Raw genomic sequence first — 23,304 nt, 5'->3', positions numbered from 1 at the left:
ATGTCGAAGCTCGGTGACCTCGGAGCCCGACTCCACCGCGGCGAGGTCGGTTACGACTTCGTCGGCAACCGCAAGATCTGGTACGGCGTCTCGATCCTGATCACCATCACGGCCATCGTCGGCCTGGCGGTGCGCGGGCTGAGCATGGGCATCGAGTTCCAGGGCGGCGCCGTCTTCACCACGGGGAAGACGAGCGTCTCGGTCAGCCAGGCGGAGACCTACGCGGAGAAGGCCTCCGGCCACGACGCGATCGTCCAGGAACTCGGCAGCGACAGCCTGCGCATCCAGATCTCCGGTGTGGACACGGCGAAGTCCGACGAGATCAAGCAGGAGCTCGCCAAGGACCTGAAGGTCGACGCCGACTCCATCAACGCGGACCTGGTCGGCCCCAGTTGGGGTGACCAGATCGCCAACAAGGCCTGGCAGGGCCTGGCCATCTTCCTGGTCCTCGTGGTGATCTATCTGGCGATCGCGTTCGAGTGGCGGATGGCCATCGCCGCGTTCGTCGCGCTGATCCACGACATCACCATCACGATCGGCATCTACGCCCTCGTCGGCTTCGAGGTGACGCCGGGCACGGTGATCGGTCTGCTGACCATCCTCGGTTACTCGCTCTACGACACGGTCGTCGTCTTCGACAGCCTCAAGGAGCAGACGAAGGACATCACCAAGCAGAACCGCTGGACGTACGCGGAGATCGCCAACCGCTCGATCAACAGCACCCTGGTGCGGTCGATCAACACCACCGTGGTGGCGCTGCTCCCGGTCGCCGGCCTCCTCTTCATCGGCGGCGGTGTCCTCGGCGCCGGCATGCTCAACGACATCTCGCTGTCGCTGTTCGTCGGTCTCGCGGCCGGTGCGTACTCCTCGATCTTCATCGCCACGCCGCTCGTCGCCGACCTCAAGGAGCGCGAGCCGCAGCTGAAGGCCCTCAAGAAGCGCATCCTCGCCAAGCGGGCCCAGGCCGAGCACGACGCGGAGACGGGGACAGACGGCCCGTACGACGACGAGCCCGAGGACGCCACCCCCGCGGTGGTCGGCCCGCGCGCCCAGACCGGGAGCCGCAGCCGGGGCCGGGGCGGGAAGCGGCGATGACCGACATCAAGGAGCTGCTGCTCAGCCGCATCCGTGACGTCGCGGACTACCCGCAGCCGGGCGTGATGTTCAAGGACATCACCCCGCTGCTGGCCGACCCGGCGGCGTTCACCGCGCTGACGGACGCGCTGGCCGAGCTGACCGTGCGGCACGGCGCCACGAAGGTCGTCGGCCTGGAGGCCCGGGGCTTCATCCTGGGCGCCCCGGCCGCCGTCCGCGCCGGCGTCGGCTTCGTCCCCGTACGCAAGGCGGGCAAGCTCCCCGGAGCCACCCTCGGCCAGGCCTACGACCTGGAGTACGGCTCCGCCGAGATCGAGGTGCACGCCGAGGACCTGAGCGCGGGCGACCGCGTCATGGTCATCGACGACGTCCTCGCCACCGGCGGCACCGCCGAGGCCTCCCTCCAGCTGATCCGCCGCGCGGGCGCCCAGGTCGCCGGCCTGGCGGTCCTGATGGAGCTGTCGTTCCTCCCGGGCCGCAGGCGCCTGGAAACCGCGCTGGCGGGTGCCCCGCTGGAGGCCCTGATCACCGTCTGACACACGGCACAGAGCACACGACGGGCGCCCCGGGATCCTCCCGGGGCGCCCGTCGTCGTAGATCCCCTTCAACACGACCGGCCCGCACCCAGCCCACCGCGCAGGCCCCCAAGCCCCCCGGCGGGACCGCCGCGCTCCCGAAGGGGCGCGGGGAACTGCGCGAGAAGCCCACCGGAGGCGCACCCGACAAGGCACCCCGAGACGGCCTCAGGAATCCGTCGCGCACCCCTCGTGTTTCATGGGTCGACCGCCCTCACTGTGGCCTGAAGGCGATCCTGGGGCGCGGGATCGCTACCATGGGTGCTCCGGAGCCTGACCGGGACCCGGATCGCGCACGAGGAGCCCTCTTGGCAGACGAGGCCCAGCACCTGACCGCCGCCAAGCCCGAGTCCGCCTCGGGCCCCGCGGCCAAGCCCGCGCAGAACGCGACGAAGGCGAACCCCGAGAACACCGCCACGTCCGCGCAGGGCTCCGTCGAGCACGCCCAGTCCGCGCCCGCCGAGAAGACCGACGGCCCGTCGCGCCCCAAGCCGGCCCCGCCCGAGCGCCCCGCACCCGCGCCCGCCCCGGCGTCCCCGGCCCGCCCCGCCACCACGGGCCAGCCCGCCCGCTCCGGGTCCTCCAACCGCGTACGGGCCCGGCTCGCCCGGCTCGGCGTGCAGCGCTCCAACCCGTACAACCCGGTGCTGGAGCCGCTGCTGCGGATCGTGCGCAGCAACGACCCGAAGATCGAGACGTCCACGCTCCGCCAGATCGAGAAGGCCTACCAGGTCGCCGAGCGCTGGCACCGGGGCCAGAAGCGCAAGAGCGGCGACCCGTACATCACGCACCCGCTCGCCGTCACCACCATCCTCGCCGAGCTGGGCATGGATCCGGCCACCCTGATGGCCGGTCTGCTGCACGACACCGTCGAGGACACCGAGTACGGCCTCGACCAGCTCCGCCGCGACTTCGGCGAATCCGTCGGCCTCCTCGTCGACGGCGTCACCAAGCTCGACAAGGTCAAGTTCGGCGAGGCCGCCCAGGCCGAGACCGTGCGCAAGATGGTCGTCGCCATGGCCAAGGACCCCCGCGTCCTGGTCATCAAGCTCGCCGACCGCCTGCACAACATGCGCACCATGCGCTACCTCAAGCGCGAGAAGCAGGAGAAGAAGGCGCGCGAGACCCTGGAGATCTACGCGCCGCTCGCCCACCGCCTGGGCATGAACACCATCAAGTGGGAGCTGGAGGACCTCGCCTTCGCGATCCTCTACCCCAAGATGTACGACGAGATCGTGCGGCTGGTGGCCGAGCGGGCACCCAAGCGCGACGAGTACCTCGCCATAGTGACCGACGAGGTGCAGCAGGACCTGCGGGCCGCCCGCATCAAGGCGACCGTCACCGGCCGCCCGAAGCACTACTACAGCGTCTACCAGAAGATGATCGTCCGCGGCCGTGACTTCGCGGAGATCTACGACCTGGTCGGCATCCGCGTCCTGGTGGACACCGTCCGTGACTGCTACGCGGCCCTGGGCACCGTCCACGCCCGCTGGAACCCGGTTCCGGGGCGGTTCAAGGACTACATCGCGATGCCCAAGTTCAACATGTACCAGTCGCTGCACACGACGGTCATCGGACCCAACGGCAAGCCCGTCGAACTCCAGATCCGGACGTTCGACATGCACCGCCGCGCCGAGTACGGCATCGCCGCGCACTGGAAGTACAAGCAGGAGGCCGTCGCCGGTGCCTCCAAGGTGCGTTCGGACGCACCCCGGACCACCGGCAAGGACGACCACCTCAACGACATGGCCTGGCTGCGGCAGCTGCTGGACTGGCAGAAGGAGACCGAGGACCCCGGAGAGTTCCTGGAGTCCCTGCGCTTCGACCTCTCCCGCAACGAGGTCTTCGTCTTCACCCCGAAGGGCGACGTCATCGCGCTGCCGGCCAGCGCGACCCCCGTCGACTTCGCGTACGCGGTCCACACCGAGGTCGGCCACCGCACCATAGGCGCCCGGGTCAACGGCCGCCTGGTCCCGCTCGAGTCCACCCTCGACAACGGCGACCTGGTGGAGGTCTTCACCTCCAAGGCGGCCGGCGCGGGCCCCTCCCGCGACTGGCTCGGCTTCGTGAAGTCGCCGCGCGCCCGCAACAAGATCCGCGCCTGGTTCTCCAAGGAGCGGCGCGACGAGGCGATCGAGCAGGGCAAGGACGCCATCGTCCGCGCGATGCGCAAGCAGAACCTGCCGATCCAGCGCATCCTCACCGGCGACTCGCTCGTCACCCTGGCGCACGAGATGCGCTACCCGGACATCTCCGCCCTCTACGCGGCCATAGGCGAAGGCCATGTCTCCGCGCAGAGCGTGGTCCAGAAGCTCGTCCAGGCCCTCGGCGGCGAGGAGGCCGCGACCGAGGAGATCGACGAGTCCGTACCGCCCAGCCGCGGCCGCAGCCGCAAGCGGCGCGGCAGCAACGACCCCGGTGTCGTGGTCAAGGGCGTCGACGACGTCTGGGTCAAGCTCGCCCGCTGCTGTACGCCCGTTCCCGGCGACCCCATCATCGGCTTCGTCACCCGGGGCAGTGGCGTATCGGTTCACCGCAGCGACTGCGTCAACGTCGAGTCGCTGTCCCGGGAGCCCGAGCGCATCCTCGACGTCGAGTGGGCCCCGACCCAGTCCTCGGTCTTCCTCGTCGCCATACAGGTCGAGGCCCTGGACCGCAGCCGCCTGCTGTCGGACGTCACCCGTGTCCTGTCCGACCAGCACGTCAACATCCTCTCGGCCGCCGTCCAGACCTCCCGTGACCGCGTCGCCACCTCCCGCTTCACCTTCGAGATGGGCGACCCGAAACACCTGGGCCACGTCCTGAAGGCCGTACGCGGGGTGGAGGGCGTCTACGACGTGTACCGGGTGACATCGGCACGCAGGCCGTGACCGCGCTCGCGCACATGTGAGAGGGGCTCCCGTACGAACCGTACGGGAGCCCCTCTCACAGGTGATGGGCGCTCGGCGTCAGCCGCCGATCAGCCGCCGAACTCCTGCAGACCCTTCAGCGCCTGGTCCAGCAGCGCCTGGCGGCCGTCCAGCTCGCGCTGGAGCTTGTCGGCCTTGGCGTTGTTGCCCTGCGCGCGGGCGGCCTCGATCTGGGTCTTCAGCTTGTCCACGGCGGCCTGGAGCTGACCCGTGAGGCCGGCCGCACGGGCACGGGCCTCCGGGTTGGTGCGGCGCCACTCCGCTTCCTCGGCCTCCTGGATGGCCCGCTCGACCGCGTGCATCCGGCCCTCGACCTTCGGACGGGCGTCACGCGGGACGTGGCCGATGGCCTCCCACCGCTCGTTGACGGAGCGGAACGCGGCACGGGCCGCCTTCAGATCCGTCACCGGCAGGATCTTCTCCGCCTCTCCGGCCAGCTCCTCCTTGAGCTTGAGGTTCTCCGTCTGCTCCGCGTCACGCTCGGCGAACACCGAGCTGCGGGCGGCGAAGAAGACGTCCTGGGCGCCGCGGAAGCGGTTCCACAGGTCGTCCTCGTGCTCGCGCTGGGCGCGGCCGGCGGCCTTCCAGTCGGCCATCAGCTCGCGGTAGCGCGCGGCCGTCGGACCCCAGTCCGTCGAGTTCGACAGGGCCTCGGCCTCCGCGACCAGCTTCTCCTTGGTCTTGCGGGCGTCCTCGCGCTGCGCGTCGAGCTGCGCGAAGTGGGCCTTGCGACGCTTGGAGAACGCCGAGCGGGCGTGCGAGAAGCGGTGCCAGAGCTCGTCGTCGGACTTCCGGTCCAGCCGCGGCAGCCCCTTCCAGGTGTCCACCAGCGCCCGCAGCCGTTCACCGGCGGACCGCCACTGGTCGGACTGGGCCAGCTCCTCCGCCTCGGCGACCAGCGCCTCCTTGGCGTGCCGCGCCTCGTCGGACTGCTTGGCCCGCTGCTGCTTGCGCTCCTCGCGCCGCGCCTCGACGGTCTCCACGAGCTTGTCCAGCCGGACCTTCAGCGCTGCGAGGTCACCGACCGCGTGGTGCGCGTCCACCTGCTCGCGAATGTGGTCGATCGCGGTCTGGGCGTCCTTCGCCGACAGGTCGGTGGTCCTGACGCGCTTCTCGAGGAGGCCGATCTCGACAACCAGGCCTTCGTACTTGCGCTCGAAGTAGGCCAGAGCCTCCTCAGGGGAGCCGGCCTGCCAGGAACCGACGACCTGCTCGCCGTCGGCCGTACGCACGTACACGGTCCCCGTCTCGTCGACGCGGCCCCACGGGTCGCTGCTCACAGCGCCTCCTCCACATGATGCCTGCAAGGGGCCTCAGTGCCCCCGGGCATCGTCCACAGTTTCGTCACGGCCAACATAGGCGACCGGCGGGTTGCCTGTCCGCATCCCGCGCGACCGAAATTTCGCTGTTGGTGGTCAGGACTTCTTGACAGTCGCCTTGTTGATGACCACGGTCGCGTTGGGTGCCGTGTTGCCGGTCTGAGGGTCCGCGGGCTCGGCTCCCGCGTCGGCGATCTTCTTCAGGACCTTCATGCCCGCCTCGGAGACCGTGCCGAACGGTGTGTAGTTGGCCGGCAGCGGACTGTCCTGGAAGACCAGGAAGAACTGGCTGCCGCCGCTGTTCTTGCCCTCGCCCGTCTGCCCGTTGAACTGGTTCGCCATCGCGACCGTGCCCGCCGGGTACACATCGCCCTTCAGACGGGAGTCCTTCAGGTTCTCGTCCGGGATCGTGTAGCCGGGACCGCCCATGCCGGTGCCCTGCGGGTCACCGCACTGGAGGACGTAGATGCCCTCGGTGGTCAGACGGTGGCACTTCGTGTGGTCCAGGTATCCCTTGTTCACAAGGAAGTTGAACGAGTTCACGGTGTGCGGTGCCTTCGCCGCGTCCATCGCTATGTCGATGGCACCACAGGTCGTCTGCAGATCCATCGTGTACTTCGCGGTCTTGTCGATGGTGATCGCGGGTTCCTTCTTGAAGGTGAGTTCCTTCACCTTGCCCGCGGCCGCCTTCTCACAGGGGTCCGGCGCCTTGCTGGGCGAGGTGCTCGGGCTCGCCTCCGCGCTCACGTTGTCCTTCTTGTCGTCGCCCTTGAGGACGTCGGTCGTGTAGAGCGCCACACTGCCGACCAGGATCACACCGAGCACCGAAGCGATTGCCGCGTTGCGGACTCGTGCCTTGCGTCGCGCGGACGTACGCCGCTGCTGCTGCCGCAAGAACTTCTCCCGGGCGAGCTGACGCCGCCGCTGATCCTGGCTGACCACGGGGTTCTCTCCTCATGCGTCTCGTACGTCGACGGGTGCGTCGCGCGTCCGTTGAGTGGACTGATTGCGTGTGACCCGTACCGTATATGGGTTCGCTGAGGAAACGGCAGCGCCGGTAGGCTCTGAGCCACAGCAACCCACCACCCTCGTACGCCACAAGAAGGACGATCGTGCTCATTGCCGGGTTCCCCGCCGGGGCCTGGGGGACCAACTGTTATCTGGTCGCCCCCGCCGCCGGTGAGGAGTGCGTGATCATCGACCCGGGCCACCAGGCCACCGAGGGAGTCGAGGAGACGCTGAAGAAGCATCGCCTCAAGCCCGTCGCCGTCGTCCTCACCCACGGCCACATCGACCATGTGGCCTCGGTCGTCCCCGTGTGCGGCGCGCACGACGTTCCGGCGTGGATCCACCCCGAGGACCGGTACATGATGAGCGACCCCGAGAAGGCGCTCGGCCGTTCCATCGGCATGCCGCTCATGGGCGAGCTGACCGTGGGGGAGCCCGGTGACGTCAAGGAGCTGACCGACGGCGCGAAGCTGGAGCTGGCCGGTCTGGAGCTGGCCGTCTCGCACGCGCCCGGCCATACCAAGGGGTCGGTGACCTTCCGGATGCCCGAGAACACGGAGATCCCCTCCGTGTTCTTCTCCGGGGATCTGCTGTTCGCCGGCTCCATCGGACGCACCGACCTGCCCGGCGGCGACATGGCCGAGATGCTCGACTCGCTGGCCCGCGTGTGCCTGCCGCTCGACGACTCGACCGTGGTGCTGTCCGGCCACGGCCCCCAGACCACCATCGGCCAGGAGCGCGCCACCAACCCGTATCTGCGGCAGGTGGCCGCCGACGGCCAGGGAGCGGGTCCGACGACCCCTCCCCGACGAGGAATGTGACGAGAGACCTTCCGTGAGCACCTTTCAGGCACCCAAGGGCACGTACGACCTGCTGCCCCCGGACAGCGCCAAGTACCTGGCCGTCCGCGAGGCCATCGCCGCCCCGCTGCGCGACTCCGGCTACGGCTACATCGAGACGCCCGGCTTCGAGAACGTCGAGCTGTTCGCCCGCGGTGTCGGTGAGTCCACCGACATCGTGACCAAGGAGATGTACGCCTTCGAGACCAAGGGCGGCACCAGGCTCGCCCTGCGCCCCGAGGGCACCGCGTCCGTGCTGCGCGCCGCACTGGAGGCCAACCTCCACAAGGCCGGCAACCTCCCGGTCAAGCTCTGGTACTCCGGCTCGTACTACCGCTACGAGCGCCCCCAGAAGGGCCGCTACCGCCACTTCTCCCAGGTCGGTGCCGAGGCGATCGGTGCCGAGGACCCGGCCCTGGACGCCGAGTTGATCATCCTGGCCGACCAGGCGTACCGCTCGCTGGGCCTCAGGAACTTCCGCATCCTGCTCAACAGCCTCGGCGACAAGGAGTGCCGTCCCGTCTACCGCGCCGCGCTCCAGGAGTTCCTGCGCGGCCTGGACCTCGACGAGGACACGCTGCGCCGCGCGGAGATCAACCCGCTGCGCGTCCTCGACGACAAGCGCGAGTCGGTGCAGAAGCAGCTCGGTGACGCCCCGCTGCTTCGCGACTACCTCTGCGACGCCTGCAAGGCGTACCACGAGGAGGTGCGCGCCCTGATCACGGCGGCGGGCGTCGCCTTCGAGGACGACCTCAAGCTGGTCCGCGGCCTGGACTACTACACCCGTACGACCTTCGAGTTCGTCCACGACGGCCTCGGCTCGCAGTCCGCGGTGGGCGGCGGCGGCCGCTACGACGGTCTCTCCGAGATGATCGGCGGCCCCGCGCTGCCCTCGGTCGGCTGGGCGCTCGGCGTCGACCGCACGGTTCTCGCCCTGGAGGCGGAGGGCGTCGAGCTCGAACTCCCCGCCGCCACCAGCGTCTTCGCCGTCCCGCTCGGCGACGAGGCCCGCCGGCTGCTGTTCGCGAAGGTCACCGAGCTGCGCAAGGTCGGCATCGCGGCCGACTTCGCCTACGGCGGCAAGGGCCTGAAGGGCGCGATGAAGAACGCCAACCGCAGCGGCGCGCGGTACACGATCGTGGCCGGCGAGCGCGACCTCGCCGAGGGCATCGTCCAGCTCAAGGACATGGAGTCCGGCGAGCAGGTCGCCGTCGGCGTGAACGAGATCGTGGCGGAGCTGGAAGCCCGGCTGGGCTGAGTTCGAACCGTTGTCGCCCTCGTCGCCCGTTACGGGTGGCGGGGGCGACTTTTACGTCCAGTGAACGGTCCGGGCGCGAGGGTGTACGGCACAATGACCGTGCCCCAGCGGCCCCTTCGACGCTACGGAATCGACGGAATCGACGTGATGAGCAAGACGACAGTCAGGGACGTCCCGACCACCGACCGGGAACACGGCGAGGCCCCGCGCACGGTGGGCGGCAGCCGTGCCTTCGCGATCCTGCTGCTGATCACCGGCGCGGCCGGGCTGCTCGCCTCCTGGGTCATCACGCTCGACAAGTTCAAGCTGCTGGAGGACCCGAACTTCACCCCCGGGTGCAGCCTCAACCCGGTCGTCTCCTGCGGCAACATCATGAAGAGCGACCAGGCCTCCGTCTTCGGGTTCCCCAACCCGATGCTCGGCCTCGTCGCCTACGGCATCGTGATCTGCGTCGGCATCAGCCTGCTCGCCCGCGCGACCTACCCGCGCTGGTACTGGCTCACCTTCAACGCCGGCACCCTCTTCGGGGTCGGCTTCGTGACCTGGCTCCAGTACCAGTCGCTCTACAACATCAACTCGCTCTGCCTGTGGTGCTGCCTGGCCTGGGTCGCCACCATCCTGATGTTCTGGTACGTCACCTCCTCCAACATCCGCAACGGCTTCCTGCCGGCGCCCGGCTGGCTGAAGAGCTTCTTCGGCGAGTTCACCTGGGTCCTGCCCGTGATGCACATCGGCATCATCGGCATGCTGATCCTGACCCGCTGGTGGGACTTCTGGACCAGCTGACGGGTCCACGGCCTCCCGGCGGCCCAGGCGGCCCAGGCGGCCCAGGCGGCCCCGGACGGACTGTCGGTGGCGTGACATAGGGTTTTCGGTGTGGAGCCCGATCTGTTCACCGCAGCCGCCGAAGAGCGCCAGGAGAAGGACCCGGCCGCCAGCCCCCTGGCCGTACGGATGCGTCCGCGCACCCTGGACGAGGTCGTGGGCCAGCAGCATCTGCTGAAGCCCGGCTCGCCGCTGCGCAGACTGGTCGGCGAGTCCGGCGGCGGCCCCGCCGGACCCTCCTCGGTGATCCTCTGGGGCCCGCCCGGCACCGGCAAGACGACCCTGGCGTACGTCGTCTCCAAGGCCACCAACAAGCGGTTCGTGGAACTGTCCGCGATCACCGCCGGGGTCAAGGAGGTCCGCGCGGTCATCGAGGGCGCCCGCCGCGCCACCGGCGGCTTCGGCAAGGAGACCGTCCTCTTCCTCGACGAGATCCACCGCTTCAGCAAGGCCCAGCAGGACTCCCTCCTCCCGGCCGTCGAGAACCGCTGGGTCACCCTCATCGCGGCCACCACGGAGAACCCGTACTTCTCGGTGATCTCCCCGCTCCTCTCCCGCTCCCTCCTCCTCACCCTCGAACCGCTCACCGACGACGACCTGCGCGGCCTGCTCAAGCGCGCTCTCACCGACGAGCGCGGCCTGAAGGGCGCCGTCACCCTCCCCGAGGACACCGAGGCGCACCTCCTGCGGATCGCCGGGGGCGACGCCCGCCGGGCCCTGACCGCGCTGGAGGCAGCGGCCGGCGCCGCCCTCGACAAGGGAGAGGACGAGATCGGTCTCCAGACACTGGAGGAGACCGTCGACCGCGCCGCCGTCAAGTACGACCGCGACGGCGACCAGCACTACGACGTGGCCAGCGCTCTGATCAAGTCCATCCGCGGGTCGGACGTGGACGCCGCGCTGCACTACCTGGCGCGGATGATCGAGGCCGGCGAGGATCCCCGGTTCATCGCCCGCCGCCTGATGATCTCCGCCAGCGAGGACATCGGACTGGCCGATCCGAACGCCCTGCCGATAGCCGTGGCCGCCGCCCAGGCCGTCGCCATGATCGGCTTCCCCGAGGCGGCCCTCACCCTCAGCCACGCCACCATCGCCCTCGCCCTGGCGCCCAAGTCGAACGCCGCGACGACGGCCATCGGCGCCGCCATGGAGGACGTGCGCAAGGGACACGCGGGACCCGTGCCGACGCACCTGAGAGACGGGCACTACAAGGGCGCGGCCAAGCTCGGTCACGCACAGGGGTACGTCTACCCGCACGACCTGCCCGAAGGGATCGCGGCCCAGCAGTACGCACCGGAGGAGCTCAAGGACCGGGAGTACTACACCCCCACCCGCCACGGCGCCGAGGCGCGGTACGCCGACGCGGTGGAGTGGACCCGTCAGCGCCTCGGTCGTAAGCGGTCCTGAGCAGCCTGTAGACTCGGTCGAAGTGCTGTGTCCCGTGCAGTCAGAACGGGACGGTCAGCCGGAACCCCTCCGGGGGTTCCAGGAGCGTCGCGCACCGTTCGAATGGTGTCGCGGGCAGCCCACCACCATCCGTCGTACGACGGGACCGGTCGGTGGGCCACTCGCGTGCTGCACGTATGTGCCCAGACCAGGGAGCGGCTGCCCATCGGGTCCCTAGCGGAGTCGGCGGGTTTCCCCGGCTGCGGATGCGACCTCCCTCAACCCTGACAAGCCGAACACCCAGAAATGAGAGATCGTGGCGAACCAGTCCCGCCCCAAGGTCAAGAAGTCGCGTGCCCTCGGCATCGCGCTGACCCCGAAGGCCGTCAAGTACTTCGAGGCCCGCCCCTACCCGCCGGGCGAGCACGGCCGCGGCCGCAAGCAGAACTCGGACTACAAGGTCCGTCTGCTCGAGAAGCAGCGTCTGCGCGCGCAGTACGACGTGTCCGAGCGCCAGCTCGTCCGCGCCTACGAGCGTGCCTCCAAGGTCCAGGGCAAGACCGGTGAGGCCCTGATCATCGAGCTCGAGCGCCGTCTCGACGCGCTGGTCCTGCGTTCGGGCATCGCCCGCACGATCTACCAGGCCCGCCAGATGGTCGTCCACGGCCACATCGAGGTCAACGGCCACAAGGTCGACAAGCCGTCCTTCCGCGTCAAGCCGGACGACGTCGTCATGGTCCGTGAGCGCAGCCGTCAGAAGCCGCTGTTCGAGGTCGCCCGCGAGGGTGGCTTCGCCGCCGACGGCGAGACCCCGCGCTACCTCCAGGTGAACCTGAAGGCCCTGGCCTTCCGCCTGGACCGCGACCCGAACCGCAAGGAGATCCCGGTCATCTGCGACGAGCAGCTCGTCGTCGAGTACTACGCCCGTTGATCCTCTTTCGACGGACGTAGGACCCACGCACCGAGCGTCAGCCCGTCGTTCCCCCGCCTTCCGAGGCGGGGGAACGACGGGCTGACGTCTTGGTGCGGTAGGCATTAATGCGGTACTGAGCGATCGCTGCGGCGCGATAGGCTCGGGACACGACTTTCGACGTTCAGGCATGTTCCAGGGAGCGGGTGCAGACAGTGTCCGGTGGAGAGGTGGCCGGGATCCTGGTGGCCGTCTTCTGGGCGATCCTGGTCTCCTTCCTCGCCGTCGCGCTGGCGAGGCTGGCCCAGACGCTCAAGGCGACCACCAAGCTCGTCGCGGACGTGACCGACCAGGCCGTCCCCCTCCTCGCCGACGCGTCCACCGCGGTCCGCTCCGCGCAGACCCAGATCGAGCGGGTCGACGCCATCGCGTCCGACGTCCAGGAGGTCACGTCGAACGCCTCGGCGCTCTCCACGACCGTCGCGTCCACCTTCGGCGGCCCCCTCGTCAAGGTCGCCGCCTTCGGCTACGGCGTGCGCCGGGCCATGGGCGGCCGCCGGGAGGGCGAGCCCACCAAGGAGCCGCGTCGTACGGTGATCGTGGGGCGTACCGTGCCGGGCACGCGCCGGAGCAGGCGTGGCACCCGTGGAAAGAAGGACTGACCGAGCGATGTTCCGTCGTACGTTCTGGTTCACCACAGGGGTCGCCGCCGGTGTGTGGGCCACCACCAAGGTCAACCGCACACTGAAGCAGCTCACCCCCGAGCACCTCGCCGCCCAGGCGGCGAACAAGGCGGTCGAGGCGGGCCATCGGATCAAGGACCGGGCCGTCGGCTTCGCGCTCGACGTCCGCGACAACATGGCCCAGCGGGAGGCCGAGTTGGGCGAGGCCCTCGGTATCGAGGCCGACCCCGATCACCTTCCGGAACTCCCGGCCCCCCGGCGCGTCGTCGCCATCGAGAGCAGCAACACCCAGAAGTACAGCAGGAATTCGAGGTACGCGGACAACTCGTCGTACCCGTACAACCGGAATGAGGACCACTGATGGAGTCGGCCGAGATTCGTCGCCGCTGGTTGAGCTTCTTCGAGGAGCGCGGTCACACCGTTGTCCCTTCGGCGTCGCTCATCGCGGACGACCCGACTCTGCTCCTGGTCAACGCGGGAATGGTCCCCTTCAAGCCGTACTTCCTGGGTGAGGTCAAGCCCTCCTTCGACCGCGCCACCAGTGTGCAGAAGTGCGTCCGTACGCCGGACATCGAAGAGGTCGGCAAGACCACCCGGCACGGCACGTTCTTCCAGATGTGCGGCAACTTCTCCTTCGGTGACTACTTCAAGGAAGGCGCCATCCAGCACGCCTGGGAGCTGCTCACCAGCCCCCAGGACAAGGGTGGTTACGGCCTGGAGCCGGAGAAGCTCTGGATCACCGTCTACAAGGACGACGACGAGGCCGAGCGCATCTGGCACGAGCAGGTCGGCGTGCCCAAGGAGCGCATCCAGCGCCTCGGCAAGAAGGACAACTACTGGTCCATGGGCGTCCCCGGCCCGTGCGGCCCGTGTTCCGAGATCAACTACGACCGCGGCCCGGAGTTCGGCGTCGAGGGCGGCCCCGCCGTCAACGATGAGCGGTACGTGGAGATCTGGAACCTGGTCTTCATGCAGTACGAGCGCGGCGAGGGCACCTCCAAGGAGGACTTCGAGATCCTCGGCGAGCTGCCCAGCAAGAACATCGACACCGGCCTCGGCCTGGAGCGTCTCGCCATGATTCTGCAGGGCGTGCAGAACATGTACGAGATCGACACCTCCATGGCCGTCATCGACAAGGCCACCGAGCTGACCGGCGTCCGCTACGGCGACGCCCACGCCTCCGACGTCTCCCTGCGCGTGGTCACCGACCACATCCGCACCGCCGTGATGCTCATCGGCGACGGCGTCACCCCCGGCAACGAGGGCCGTGGCTACGTCCTGCGCCGCATCATGCGCCGCGCCATCCGCAACATGCGCCTGCTCGGCGCCACCGGCCCGGTCGTCCAGGACCTCATCGACGTCGTCATCGGCATGATGGGCCGGCAGTACCCGGAGCTCGTCACCGACCGCAAGCGCATCGAGACGGTCGCCCTCGCCGAGGAGGCCGCCTTCCTCAAGGCCCTCAAGGGCGGCACCAACATTCTCGACACCGCCGTCACCGAGACCAAGCAGGCCGGCGGCCAGGTCCTCTCCGGCGACAAGGCCTTCCTGCTCCACGACACCTGGGGCTTCCCGATCGACCTCACCCTGGAGATGGCCGCCGAACAGGGCCTGTCCGTGGACGAGGACGGCTTCCGCCGCCTGATGAAGGAGCAGCGGGACCGCGCCAAGGCCGACGCCCGCGCCAAGAAGACCGGCCACGCCGACCTCGGCGCCTACCGCGAGATCGCCGACGCCGCCGGCGAGACCGAGTTCATCGGGTACTCGGACACCGAGGGCGAGTCCACGGTCGTCGGCATCCTGGTCGACGGTCTCTCCTCGCCCGCCGCCACCGAGGGCGACGAGGTCGAGATCGTCCTCGACCGCACCCCGTTCTACGCCGAGGGCGGCGGTCAGATCGGCGACACCGGCCGGATCAAGGTCGACTCCGGTGCCGTCATCGAGATCCGTGACTGCCAGAAGCCGGTTCCGGGCGTGTACGTCCACAAGGGCGTCGTCCAGGTCGGCGAGGTCACCGTCGGCGCCAAGGCCCAGGCCTCGATCGACGGCCGTCGCCGTACGGCCATCGCCCGCGCCCACTCGGCCACCCACCTGACCCACCAGGCCCTGCGCGACGCCCTCGGCCCGACGGCCGCCCAGGCCGGTTCCGAGAACCAGCCCGGCCGCTTCCGCTTCGACTTCGGCTCCCCGTCCGCCGTCCCGACGGCCGTGATGACCGATGTCGAGCAGAAGATCAACGAGGTGCTCGCCCGCGACCTGGACGTCCACGCCGAGGTCATGGGCATCGACGAGGCCAAGAAGCAGGGCGCCATCGCCGAGTTCGGCGAGAAGTACGGCGAGCGTGTCCGCGTCGTCACCATCGGCGACTTCTCCAAGGAGCTGTGCGGCGGCACGCACGTCCACAACACCTCGCAGCTCGGCCTGGTCAAGCTCCTCGGCGAGTCCTCGATCGGCTCCGGTGTGCGCCGTATCGAAGCCCTCGTCGGTGTCGACGCCTACAACTTCCTCGCCCGTGAGCACACGGTCGTCGCCCAGCTCCAGGAGCTGATCAAGGGCCGTCCGGAGGAGCTTCCGGAGAAGGTCTCCGCCATGCTCGGCAAGCTGAAGGACGCCGAGAAGGAGATCGAGAAGTTCCGCGCGGAGAAGGTGCTGCAGGCCGCCGGTGGTCTCGCCGAGTCCGCCAAGGACGTGTCCGGCGTCGCTCTCGTGACCGGTCAGGTCCCGGACGGCACCACCGCCGACGACCTGCGCAAGCTGGTCCTCGACGTGCGCGGACGCATCCAGGGCGGCCGGGCCGTCGTCGTCGCCCTCTTCACCGTCGTGAACGGCAAGCCGCTCACGGTCATCGCCACCAACGAGGCCGCCCGTGAACGTGGTCTGAAGGCCGGCGACCTGGTCCGTACGGCCGCCAAGACGCTCGGCGGCGGCGGTGGCGGCAAGCCGGACGTCGCCCAGGGCGGCGGCCAGAACGCGGCCGCCGTCGGCGAGGCCGTGGACGCGGTCGAGCGCCTGGTCGCCGAGACGGCCAAGTGAGCACCACGGATCACACGAGCGAAGGCGACGGTCCGGCCATGCGCCGTGGCCGTCGCCTCGCGATCGATGTCGGGGACGCCCGGATCGGGGTCGCCTCCTGCGACCCCGACGGGATCCTCGCCACCCCGGTCGAGACGGTTCCCGGACGTGATGTCCCGGCCGCTCAGCGGCGATTGAGACAACTGGTCGACGAATACGTACCTATCGAGGTAATCGTCGGGCTGCCACGCTCTCTGAAAGGCGGAGAGGGCCCGGCGGCCGTCAAGGTACGGGGTTTCGCCCAGGAGTTGGCTCGCATGATCGCGCCCGTTCCGGTCAGACTCATCGACGAGAGGATGACCACGGTGACGGCCGGTCAAGGACTGCGTGCCTCAGGTGTGAAATCCAAAAAGGGCAGGTCGGTCATCGACCAGGCAGCAGCCGTGATCATCCTGCAACAGGCGTTGGAATCCGAACGGATGTCAGGCAAAGCTCCGGGCGAGGGCGTCGAAGTGGTCATCTGATCGCGATACGGTAACGTTCCGCGCGATGTGGTGGCCTTCGAACAGCCACCGCACAAAAAGAGGCGGGGACGACAGCCGAGCCACAGGCCCCGCGTGACCGCCGCCTCGCGGCTCTAGGGGATCGATGACTGAGTATGGCCGGGGCCCAGGCTCCGAACCGTGGCATCCGGACGACCCGTTGTACGGGGACGGCGGATGGGACGGACAGCAGGCCCAGGGAGGCCAGCAGTCCGCCTACGGCGGCCAGCCGCAGCAGCACTACCCGGAGCAGCAGCAGTACCAGCAGCACTACGGCAACGGACACGGCGACGGCAACTGGGGCAACGGCCACCAGGACGCCTACGCCCAGCAGCAGTACCAGCAGGAGTACGGCGACCCGGGCCAGCAGTACGCCGGCCAGCAGCAGCCCCAGCACCACCAGCAGCAGTACCCCGGACCTGGTCAGCAGCAGTACGACCAGGTCAACGGCGGCTGGAACGACGGAACACACCAGCACCAGCAGGGCACTTACCCGGGCGACCCGAACGACCCCTACGGCGGCCAGCAGCAGGCGATGGCCTACGGGGGCGGCGACCAGCAGGACTTCTACGGGACGCCCGACGCGTATCCGCCGCCGGAGCCGCCCGCCCGCCGCCGCGCGAACACCACACCCGCGCCCGCTCCGGAGCCCGAGCAGCCGGCCGCCGAACGGACCGACTGGGACCCCGGGCCGGACCAGGGCGAGCACGCGTTCTTCGCCGGCGGCGCCGATGACGACGACGAGGACGAGTCGGAGGGGCGCGCCGGCCGCGGCGACCGGAAGGGCCGCGGCGGCAAGGGCAAGAAGCCGGGCAAGGGCGGCAAGAAGCGCCGCAGCGGGTGCGCCTGCCTGGTGGTCGTCATGGTGTTCGGTGGTGGCTTCGCCGGTGTGAGCTATTTCGGGTACCAGTTCTTCCAGAGCCGCTTCGGTGAGGCTCCCGACTACTCGGGCAACGGAACGAACGAGACCGTCACGATCACGGTCGCCAAGGGTGAGTTCGGGTCGGACATCGGGCAGAAGCTGAAGGCGGCCGGGGTCGTCAAGAGTGTGGACGCCTTTACGGCCGCTCTGGCGAAGAACCCCAAGGGCATTCAGGCCGGCGTTTATCTCCTCAAGAAGGAGATGTCTGCTGAAAGCGCTATCGCCTTGATGTTGGATCCGAAGAGCCAGAACAACTTCACTGTCACCGAAGGTGAGCGGAACAACTCGGTCTACGCGAAGATCGATAAAGAGTTGGGCCTCGACAAGGGCACGACCGAGGATGTCGCCGAGAAGAAGTGGGACTCACTCGGGCTGCCGAAGTGGGCGAACGACAACGACGACATCAAGGATCCGCTGGAAGGATTCCTCTACCCGTCCACCTATCCGGTCGCGAAGGGGATGAAGCCCGAGGCGGTCCTGAAGGAAATGATCGATCTCTCGAAGGCGAAGTACGAGCAGTTCGATCTGGAGGGTAAGGCCAAGGGCCTCAAGCTCGAAAGTCCGCTTCAGGTGCTCACCGTCGCAAGCCTTGTGCAGGCTGAGGGAAACAACAAGAAGGACTACAAGAAGATCGCGCGGGTCGTCTACAACCGTCTCGAACCCAACAACGCGGAGACGGCCGGTCTGCTCGACTTCGACTCGACGGTCAATTACCTGCGCGGTGAATCCAAGTTGGCGACCGGCTCGGTCGACTCGCTGCGGCGGATCGACGACCCGTACAACACGTACAAGGTGTATGGATTGCCGCCCGGGCCGATCGGTAACCCCGGCGACGAGGCGATCGAGGGAGCACTCAAGCCGGCCAAGGGTGACTGGTACTACTTCGTGTCGATCAGCGAGGACGAGACGCTGTTCGCCGTCACCAACGAAGAGCACAACAAGAACCGCCGGAAGTACCAGGAAGCGCAGAACGCACAATGAGCCGCACCGCCAGCAAGAACCGCGCCGCCGTACTCGGTTCGCCCATCGCCCACTCGCTCTCCCCGGTGCTGCACCGGGCCGCGTACGCCGAACTCGGGCTCAGCGACTGGGCGTACGACCGTTTCGAGGTCGACGAGGAGGCGTTGCCCGGGTTCGTCGAGCAGCTCGGGCCGGAGTGGGCGGGGCTCTCGCTGACCATGCCGCTCAAGCGGGCGGTCATTCCGCTGCTGGACGAGATCAGCGAGACGGCGACCTCCGTCGAGGCGGTCAACACGCTGGTGTTCACCGAGGGCGGACGTCGCGTCGGCGACAACACCGACATCCCCGGGATGGTCGCGGCCCTGCGGGAGCGCGGTATCGAGCAGGTGGAGTCGGCGGCCATCCTCGGCGCGGGCGCCACGGCGTCCTCCGCGCTCGCCGCACTCGCCCGGATCTGCACCGGTGAGGTCGTGGCGTACGTCCGGAGCGAGGCGCGGGCCGCCGAGATGCGGCAGTGGGGCGAGCGGCTGGACGTCGAGGTGCGGACGGCGGACTGGGCGGAGGCCGAGCGCGGGCTGAGCGCTCCCCTCGTCATCGCCACGACACCGGCCGGGGCGACGGACGCGCTGTCCGGTGCGGTGCCGGAGCGGGCGACGACGCTGTTCGACGTGCTGTACCACCCGTGGCCGACGGAACTCGCCGCGCGCTGGTCGGCCTACGGCGGCGCGGTCGTCAGTGGGCTCGATCTGCTCGTCCACCAGGCGGTGCTCCAGGTCGAGCAGATGACCGGGTGCAAGACGGCGCCGGTGGCGGCGATGCGGACGGCGGGGGAGCGGGCGCTGGCCGAGCGCGGCTGAGCGCGGCGGAGACAGGGCGGGCATCCCGCGTGTGCTGATCCTGTGAACCCCTTGTACCGAGGGGTAACCAGCGGCGATCATCGCCGGGCGGCCCGGCGACGCAGGCGGGCCGTCGAACGGAGCCCCCATGTCACGTCACTCCCGGCGCAGGTTTCTCACGTATCTGGTGGCCGCGCCCACCCTCGCGGTCGCGACCAAGATCGGCCTGGACGTCTACGAGCCCGGCAGCGCGGAGGCGGCGATCCCCACACTGCCCGCACCGGCGGATCTGGTGGACCTCGGTGATCTGCTGATCCTGGCGGGGACACCGACGGCGCACATGCTGGTGCTGAGCGTCGACGAGAAGGGCGTGGCCCACTTCCGGCTGCCGCGCGAGGAGGTCGGGCAGGGGCTCACCACCGCCGTGGCGATGCTGGTGGCGGAGGAACTGGACACTCCGCTCGACCGGGTCAGGATCCAACTGGACGACGCACGGCCGGAGTTGCTGTTCAACCAGCTCACCGGCAGCTCCAACTCCGTCCGCTCGCTCTACGATCCGGTCCGGCACACGGCAGCCGCCGCACGGGCCCGCCTGGTTGGCGCCGCCGCGAAACAATGGGGAACACCGGCAAGCGGGTTGACGGTGCGTCAGGGTGTCGTCGTCGCGCCGGACGGGCGTACCGCCTCCTACGGCTCGCTCTCGGCGGCCGCCGCCTCCCTCGACCTCGGCTCCCTCACCGTCACGCCGAAGAAGGAGGCGGAACACACCCTCGTCGGCACGCCCACCTCACGCATCGACGCCCGCGCCCTGGTCACCGGAAAGCAGGCCTACACGCTCGACCTCGACGTCCCCGGGGCCAAGCCGTGCATGGTGCGCAGGCCGCCGACGATCAACGGCACCGTGAAGGCGGTGAACAACGAGGCGGCCGTACGGGCCATGCCCGGCGTGCTCGACGTGGTGACCATCGACACGGGCGTCGCCGTCGTCGCGGAGACGTTCGGACAGGCTCTCGACGGCAAGGAGGCGCTGGACGTCACCTGGGGCCCGGGGAGCGTCGACACCCTCTCGGACGACGGCATCAGGGCGAAGCTGAAGGCGGCCACGCCCTCGCTGGACGTCCTCGGGCTGCTGGTGAAGAAGGTGGAGGGCGAGTTCGACTTCGCGTTCGCCAGCCACGCTCCGCTGGAGACCAACTCGGCCGTCGCGGACGTACGGGAGGACCGGGCCGAGATCTGGTCCGGGCTGAAGTCGCCGATCGTCGCCCAGGCCGCCATCGCCAAGGCCGTCGGGCTTCCCGTGTCCAAGGTCGAGGTGCACGTCGTCCAGTCCGGCGGCTCCTTCGGGCGGCGGCTCTTCTACGACGCGGCACTGGAGGCCGCCGTCGTGTCGAAGAAGAGCGGGCGGCCCGTACGGCTGATGTGGTCCCGTATCGACGACATGCGGCACGGGCGGATGCGGCCCGCCACCCACCACCGGGTCCGGGCCACCTACGCGGCCGGGCAGGTGCTCACCTTCCAGCACCAGGTGGCCGCCGTGGAGACCGACTTCCGGCACGGCCTCGGCGACGCGATCACCGCCGCCGCGGCGAGCCTGCCGTCCGGCATCGGGAACGCGACCTTCGCCCAGACCTTGTTCCTGACCACGGTGAAGTCCCCGTACAACTTCGGCGTCACCACCCAGACGCTCACCGAGGTACCGATCAGGATGCACACCGGGTCGTGGCGCTCGGTGTACTCGGCCAACAGCCGCGGCGCCGAGGAGATCATCGTCGACGAGCTGGCGGCGAAGCTGGGCAAGGACCCCGTCGCCTTCCGGCGCGAGTTCCTCAAGACCGCGCGGCAGCGGGCCGTGCTCGACAAGGTCGCGACGGAGGGGGACTGGGGGCGGAGCCTCCCCGACGGCTGGGCGCAGGGCGTCGCCTTCCACGACGAGTACAAGGCCTGCACGGCCTGTCTGGTCGAGATCGACGCGACCGATCCGAAGAAGCCCCGGGTGACGAAGGCGGTCATCGCGGCCGACGTGGGTCGGGTCATCAACCCGCGCGGCCTGGAGGCCCAGCTGCTCGGCGGGCTCACGGACGCCATCTCCACCACCTTGCGGGCCGGCCTCCACATCGACGAGGGGCTGCCGCTGGAAGGCAGCTACTCCCAGTTCCACTACGCCCGCCAGAAGGACTCCCCGAAGGACGTAAGGATCTTCGTCATCGAGGGAGCCGACGAACCCGGCGGCGCGGGCGAACTCGGCGTCCCCGCGGCCGTCGGCGCCGTCGCCAACGCCTACGCGCGGGCCACCGGCACCAAGCCGCGCAGCTTCCCCGTCAATTTCGACGTCGACTTCACGCCCTTCCCCCGCTGAGCCGGCCGCACGATCCAGGAGCACCTCGATGCCCTCCCACACCTTCACCGTGAACGGCGAGACCGTCACCGTCGACGCCCCCGACGACCTGCCCCTGCTGTGGGCCCTGCGCGACCTGCTCGGTGTGCGCGGGCCCAAGTACGGCTGCGGCATCGACGTCTGCAAGGCCTGCACCAGCCACCTCGACGGCGAGGCCGTCCGCCCCTGTGTGGTGCCGGTCGCCGAGGCGGCGGGCCGCGAGGTCACCACCATCGAGGGCCTGGCCGACGGCGACGAGCTGCACCCCGTCCAGGAGGCCTGGCTGGAGCAGGACGTGGCCCAGTGCGGCTACTGCCAGCCCGGACAGATCATGGCCGCCGTCGCCCTGCTCAAGCGGACCAGCGACCCCACCGACGCCGACATCGACGAGATCGCCAACGTCTGCCGCTGCGGCACGTACTTCCGTATCCGTGAGGCGATCAAGAGCGCGGCGGCGAAGATGCGCTGACCCGCCTCGGTGCCCCGTCCCGCGCGCCCGGCCCGTCCGTCTGCTGGACCTGTGACCGGCTCCCGCCCCGGACGTGGGAGGATCGGAGGTGGCGGGCCGGGGCCGCGCACCCGGTAGCCGTCGCCGTACGCGAGGACGCGCGTACACGCAGGCAGGACGCAGTACCGGGCGCGAGCACTGAGGAGCACCGTTGAGCAGGTTGCGCTGGCTGACCGCGGGGGAGTCCCACGGTCCCGCACTTGTCGCGACGCTGGAGGGCCTTCCCGCCGGCGTGCCGATCACCACGGAGATGGTGGCGGACCACCTGGCCCGGCGGCGCCTGGGCTATGGACGCGGTGCCCGGATGAAGTTCGAGCGCGACGAGGTCACCTTCCTCGGCGGTGTGCGCCACGGCCTCACCATGGGCTCCCCGGTGGCGATCATGGTCGGGAACACCGAGTGGCCGAAGTGGGAGCAGGTCATGGCGGCCGACCCGGTCGACCCGGAGATCCTCGCCGGACTCGCCCGCAACGCGCCGCTGACCCGCCCCCGGCCCGGCCACGCCGACCTGGCCGGCATGCAGAAGTACGGCTTCGACGAGGCCCGCCCGGTCCTGGAGCGCGCCTCCGCCCGCGAGACCGCGGCCCGGGTCGCCCTCGGTGCCGTCGCCCGGTCGTACCTGAAGGAGACGGCCGGCGTCGAGATCGTCAGCCACGTCGTCGAGCTGGCCGCCGCGAAGGCCCCGCAGGGTGTGTACCCGACCCCGGCCGACGTGGAGAAGCTGGACGCCGATCCGGTGCGCTGCCTGGACGCGGACGCGTCGAAGGCGATGGTCGCGGAGATCGACCAGGCACACAAGGACGGCGACACCCTCGGCGGCGTCGTCGAGATCCTGGCCTACGGCGTGCCCGTGGGCCTCGGCTCGCACGTGCACTGGGACCGGAAGCTGGACGCCCGCCTGGCCGGCGCGCTGATGGGCATCCAGGCCATCAAGGGCGTCGAGATCGGCGACGGCTTCGAGCTGGCGCGGGTGCCCGGCTCCAAGGCGCACGACGAGATCGTGAACACCCCCGAGGGCATCCGCCGGGTCTCCGGCCGCTCCGGCGGCACCGAGGGCGGGCTCAGCACCGGCGAGCTGCTGCGGGTCCGCGCGGCGATGAAGCCGATCGCGACCGTGCCGCGCGCCCTGCAGACCGTCGACGTGACCACGGGCGAGGCCACGCAGGCCCACCACCAGCGCTCCGACGTCTCCGCCGTGCCGGCGGCCGGCATCGTCGCCGAGGCGATGGTGGCCCTGGTGCTGGCCGACGCGGTGGCCGAGAAGTTCGGCGGCGACAGCGTCCCCGAGACGGCCCGCAACGTCCGCTCCTACCTCGACCACCTCGCGATCCGGTGAGCCCGGT

19 protein-coding genes are annotated in these 23,304 nt (G+C 69.6%); 17 read left to right on the top strand and 2 right to left on the bottom strand.

The window, feature by feature from the left end; translation table 11 throughout:
• The 3 genes from secF to HW837_RS29040 all read left to right on the top strand — a co-directional run bounded on the left by secF (position 1) and on the right by HW837_RS29040 (position 4,540).
• Complete coding sequence (gene secF / locus HW837_RS29055; protein WP_045557225.1) at positions 1-1,095, top strand: protein translocase subunit SecF; 1,095 nt, start codon at positions 1-3, stop codon at positions 1,093-1,095.
• Positions 1,092-1,631 (top strand): adenine phosphoribosyltransferase, encoded by a 540-nt coding sequence (locus HW837_RS29050; protein ID WP_045557226.1) that lies wholly within the window; start codon positions 1,092-1,094, stop codon positions 1,629-1,631. The genes secF and HW837_RS29050 overlap by 4 nt, the downstream gene beginning before the upstream one ends.
• 347 nt (positions 1,632-1,978) lie before the next feature.
• Positions 1,979-4,540: a RelA/SpoT family protein gene (locus tag HW837_RS29040; protein ID WP_045557227.1), complete on the top strand. Its 2,562-nt coding sequence runs from the start codon at positions 1,979-1,981 to the stop codon at positions 4,538-4,540.
• An 89-nt stretch (positions 4,541-4,629) separates the two neighbouring features.
• Here the strand turns inward: HW837_RS29040 and HW837_RS29035 are convergent, their stop codons facing one another.
• The gene (locus HW837_RS29035; protein WP_045557228.1) at positions 4,630-5,859 is read right to left on the bottom strand and encodes a DUF349 domain-containing protein; all 1,230 of its coding nucleotides are present in this window, start codon (positions 5,857-5,859) and stop codon (positions 4,630-4,632) included.
• 135 nt (positions 5,860-5,994) lie between these two features.
• Positions 5,995-6,840, bottom strand: coding sequence for a peptidylprolyl isomerase (locus tag HW837_RS29030; protein WP_045557229.1), 846 nt, complete (start codon positions 6,838-6,840; stop codon positions 5,995-5,997).
• A 170-nt stretch (positions 6,841-7,010) separates the two neighbouring features.
• On the opposite strand from HW837_RS29030, the gene HW837_RS29025 reads away from it, so the two are divergent.
• From HW837_RS29025 to aroC, 14 genes are all read left to right on the top strand, one after another.
• Positions 7,011-7,727, top strand: a complete 717-nt coding sequence (locus HW837_RS29025) for an MBL fold metallo-hydrolase (protein WP_193380481.1) — start codon at positions 7,011-7,013, stop codon at positions 7,725-7,727.
• Between the two features lie 13 nt (positions 7,728-7,740).
• Entirely contained in the window at positions 7,741-9,003 is a 1,263-nt protein-coding gene (hisS, locus tag HW837_RS29020) for a histidine--tRNA ligase (RefSeq protein WP_045557231.1), read from the top strand.
• Positions 9,004-9,150: 147 nt separating this feature from the next.
• Positions 9,151-9,789, top strand: coding sequence for a vitamin K epoxide reductase family protein (locus HW837_RS29015; RefSeq protein ID WP_177261790.1), 639 nt, complete (start codon positions 9,151-9,153; stop codon positions 9,787-9,789).
• 90 nt (positions 9,790-9,879) lie between these two features.
• Positions 9,880-11,235, top strand: coding sequence for a replication-associated recombination protein A (locus HW837_RS29010; RefSeq protein WP_045557233.1), 1,356 nt, complete (start codon positions 9,880-9,882; stop codon positions 11,233-11,235).
• Between the two features lie 295 nt (positions 11,236-11,530).
• Complete coding sequence (rpsD, locus tag HW837_RS29005; protein WP_033532580.1) at positions 11,531-12,145, top strand: 30S ribosomal protein S4; 615 nt, start codon at positions 11,531-11,533, stop codon at positions 12,143-12,145.
• A 194-nt stretch (positions 12,146-12,339) separates the two neighbouring features.
• Positions 12,340-12,786 (top strand): DUF948 domain-containing protein, encoded by a 447-nt coding sequence (locus HW837_RS29000; RefSeq protein WP_193380511.1) that lies wholly within the window; start codon positions 12,340-12,342, stop codon positions 12,784-12,786.
• A gap of 7 nt (positions 12,787-12,793) precedes the next feature.
• Complete coding sequence (locus HW837_RS28995) at positions 12,794-13,168, top strand: hypothetical protein (RefSeq protein WP_093789358.1); 375 nt, start codon at positions 12,794-12,796, stop codon at positions 13,166-13,168.
• Positions 13,168-15,840 carry an alanine--tRNA ligase gene (gene alaS / locus HW837_RS28990; RefSeq protein WP_193380482.1) on the top strand — a complete coding sequence of 891 codons (2,673 nt, stop codon included), beginning with the start codon at positions 13,168-13,170 and terminating at the stop codon, positions 15,838-15,840. The genes HW837_RS28995 and alaS overlap by 1 nt, the downstream gene beginning before the upstream one ends.
• A gap of 38 nt (positions 15,841-15,878) precedes the next feature.
• The gene (gene ruvX, locus HW837_RS28985; protein WP_093789435.1) at positions 15,879-16,343 is read left to right on the top strand and encodes a Holliday junction resolvase RuvX; all 465 of its coding nucleotides are present in this window, start codon (positions 15,879-15,881) and stop codon (positions 16,341-16,343) included.
• Between the two features lie 124 nt (positions 16,344-16,467).
• Positions 16,468-18,264: an endolytic transglycosylase MltG gene (gene mltG, locus HW837_RS28980; protein WP_193380483.1), complete on the top strand. Its 1,797-nt coding sequence runs from the start codon at positions 16,468-16,470 to the stop codon at positions 18,262-18,264.
• A complete protein-coding gene (locus tag HW837_RS28975) occupies positions 18,261-19,100 on the top strand; it encodes a shikimate dehydrogenase (RefSeq protein WP_193380484.1) in 840 nt (279 codons plus the stop codon). The genes mltG and HW837_RS28975 overlap by 4 nt, the downstream gene beginning before the upstream one ends.
• A 127-nt stretch (positions 19,101-19,227) precedes the next feature.
• The gene (locus HW837_RS28970; RefSeq protein ID WP_193380485.1) at positions 19,228-21,435 is read left to right on the top strand and encodes a xanthine dehydrogenase family protein molybdopterin-binding subunit; all 2,208 of its coding nucleotides are present in this window, start codon (positions 19,228-19,230) and stop codon (positions 21,433-21,435) included.
• Positions 21,436-21,463: 28 nt separating this feature from the next.
• Complete coding sequence (locus HW837_RS28965; RefSeq protein WP_045557240.1) at positions 21,464-21,922, top strand: (2Fe-2S)-binding protein; 459 nt, start codon at positions 21,464-21,466, stop codon at positions 21,920-21,922.
• 190 nt (positions 21,923-22,112) lie between these two features.
• On the top strand, positions 22,113-23,297 hold the full coding sequence (gene aroC, locus HW837_RS28960) for a chorismate synthase (protein WP_193380486.1): 1,185 nt from the start codon (positions 22,113-22,115) through the stop codon (positions 23,295-23,297).
• Positions 23,298-23,304 lie beyond the last annotated feature (7 nt).

The organism is Streptomyces caniscabiei (assembly GCF_014930365.1).
GTDB classification, from domain to species: domain Bacteria; phylum Actinomycetota; class Actinomycetes; order Streptomycetales; family Streptomycetaceae; genus Streptomyces; species Streptomyces caniscabiei.
The sequence above is the reverse complement of the archived record's forward strand: the minus strand, read 5'-3'. Positions and strand labels throughout refer to the sequence as shown.

Bases quoted from the DNA above. Each gene is read 5' to 3' on its own strand.
- secF (WP_045557225.1), top strand. From the start codon at position 1: ATGTCGAAGCTCGGTGACCTCGGAGCCCGACTCCACCGCGGCGAGGTC.
- HW837_RS29050 (WP_045557226.1), top strand. From the start codon at position 1,092: ATGACCGACATCAAGGAGCTGCTGCTCAGCCGCATCCGTGACGTCGCG.
- HW837_RS29015 (WP_177261790.1), top strand. From the start codon at position 9,151: ATGAGCAAGACGACAGTCAGGGACGTCCCGACCACCGACCGGGAACAC.
- HW837_RS28995 (WP_093789358.1), top strand. From the start codon at position 12,794: ATGTTCCGTCGTACGTTCTGGTTCACCACAGGGGTCGCCGCCGGTGTG.
- alaS (WP_193380482.1), top strand. From the start codon at position 13,168: ATGGAGTCGGCCGAGATTCGTCGCCGCTGGTTGAGCTTCTTCGAGGAG.
- ruvX (WP_093789435.1), top strand. From the start codon at position 15,879: ATGCGCCGTGGCCGTCGCCTCGCGATCGATGTCGGGGACGCCCGGATC.
- mltG (WP_193380483.1), top strand. From the start codon at position 16,468: ATGACTGAGTATGGCCGGGGCCCAGGCTCCGAACCGTGGCATCCGGAC.
- HW837_RS28975 (WP_193380484.1), top strand. From the start codon at position 18,261: ATGAGCCGCACCGCCAGCAAGAACCGCGCCGCCGTACTCGGTTCGCCC.
- HW837_RS28970 (WP_193380485.1), top strand. From the start codon at position 19,228: ATGTCACGTCACTCCCGGCGCAGGTTTCTCACGTATCTGGTGGCCGCG.
- HW837_RS28965 (WP_045557240.1), top strand. From the start codon at position 21,464: ATGCCCTCCCACACCTTCACCGTGAACGGCGAGACCGTCACCGTCGAC.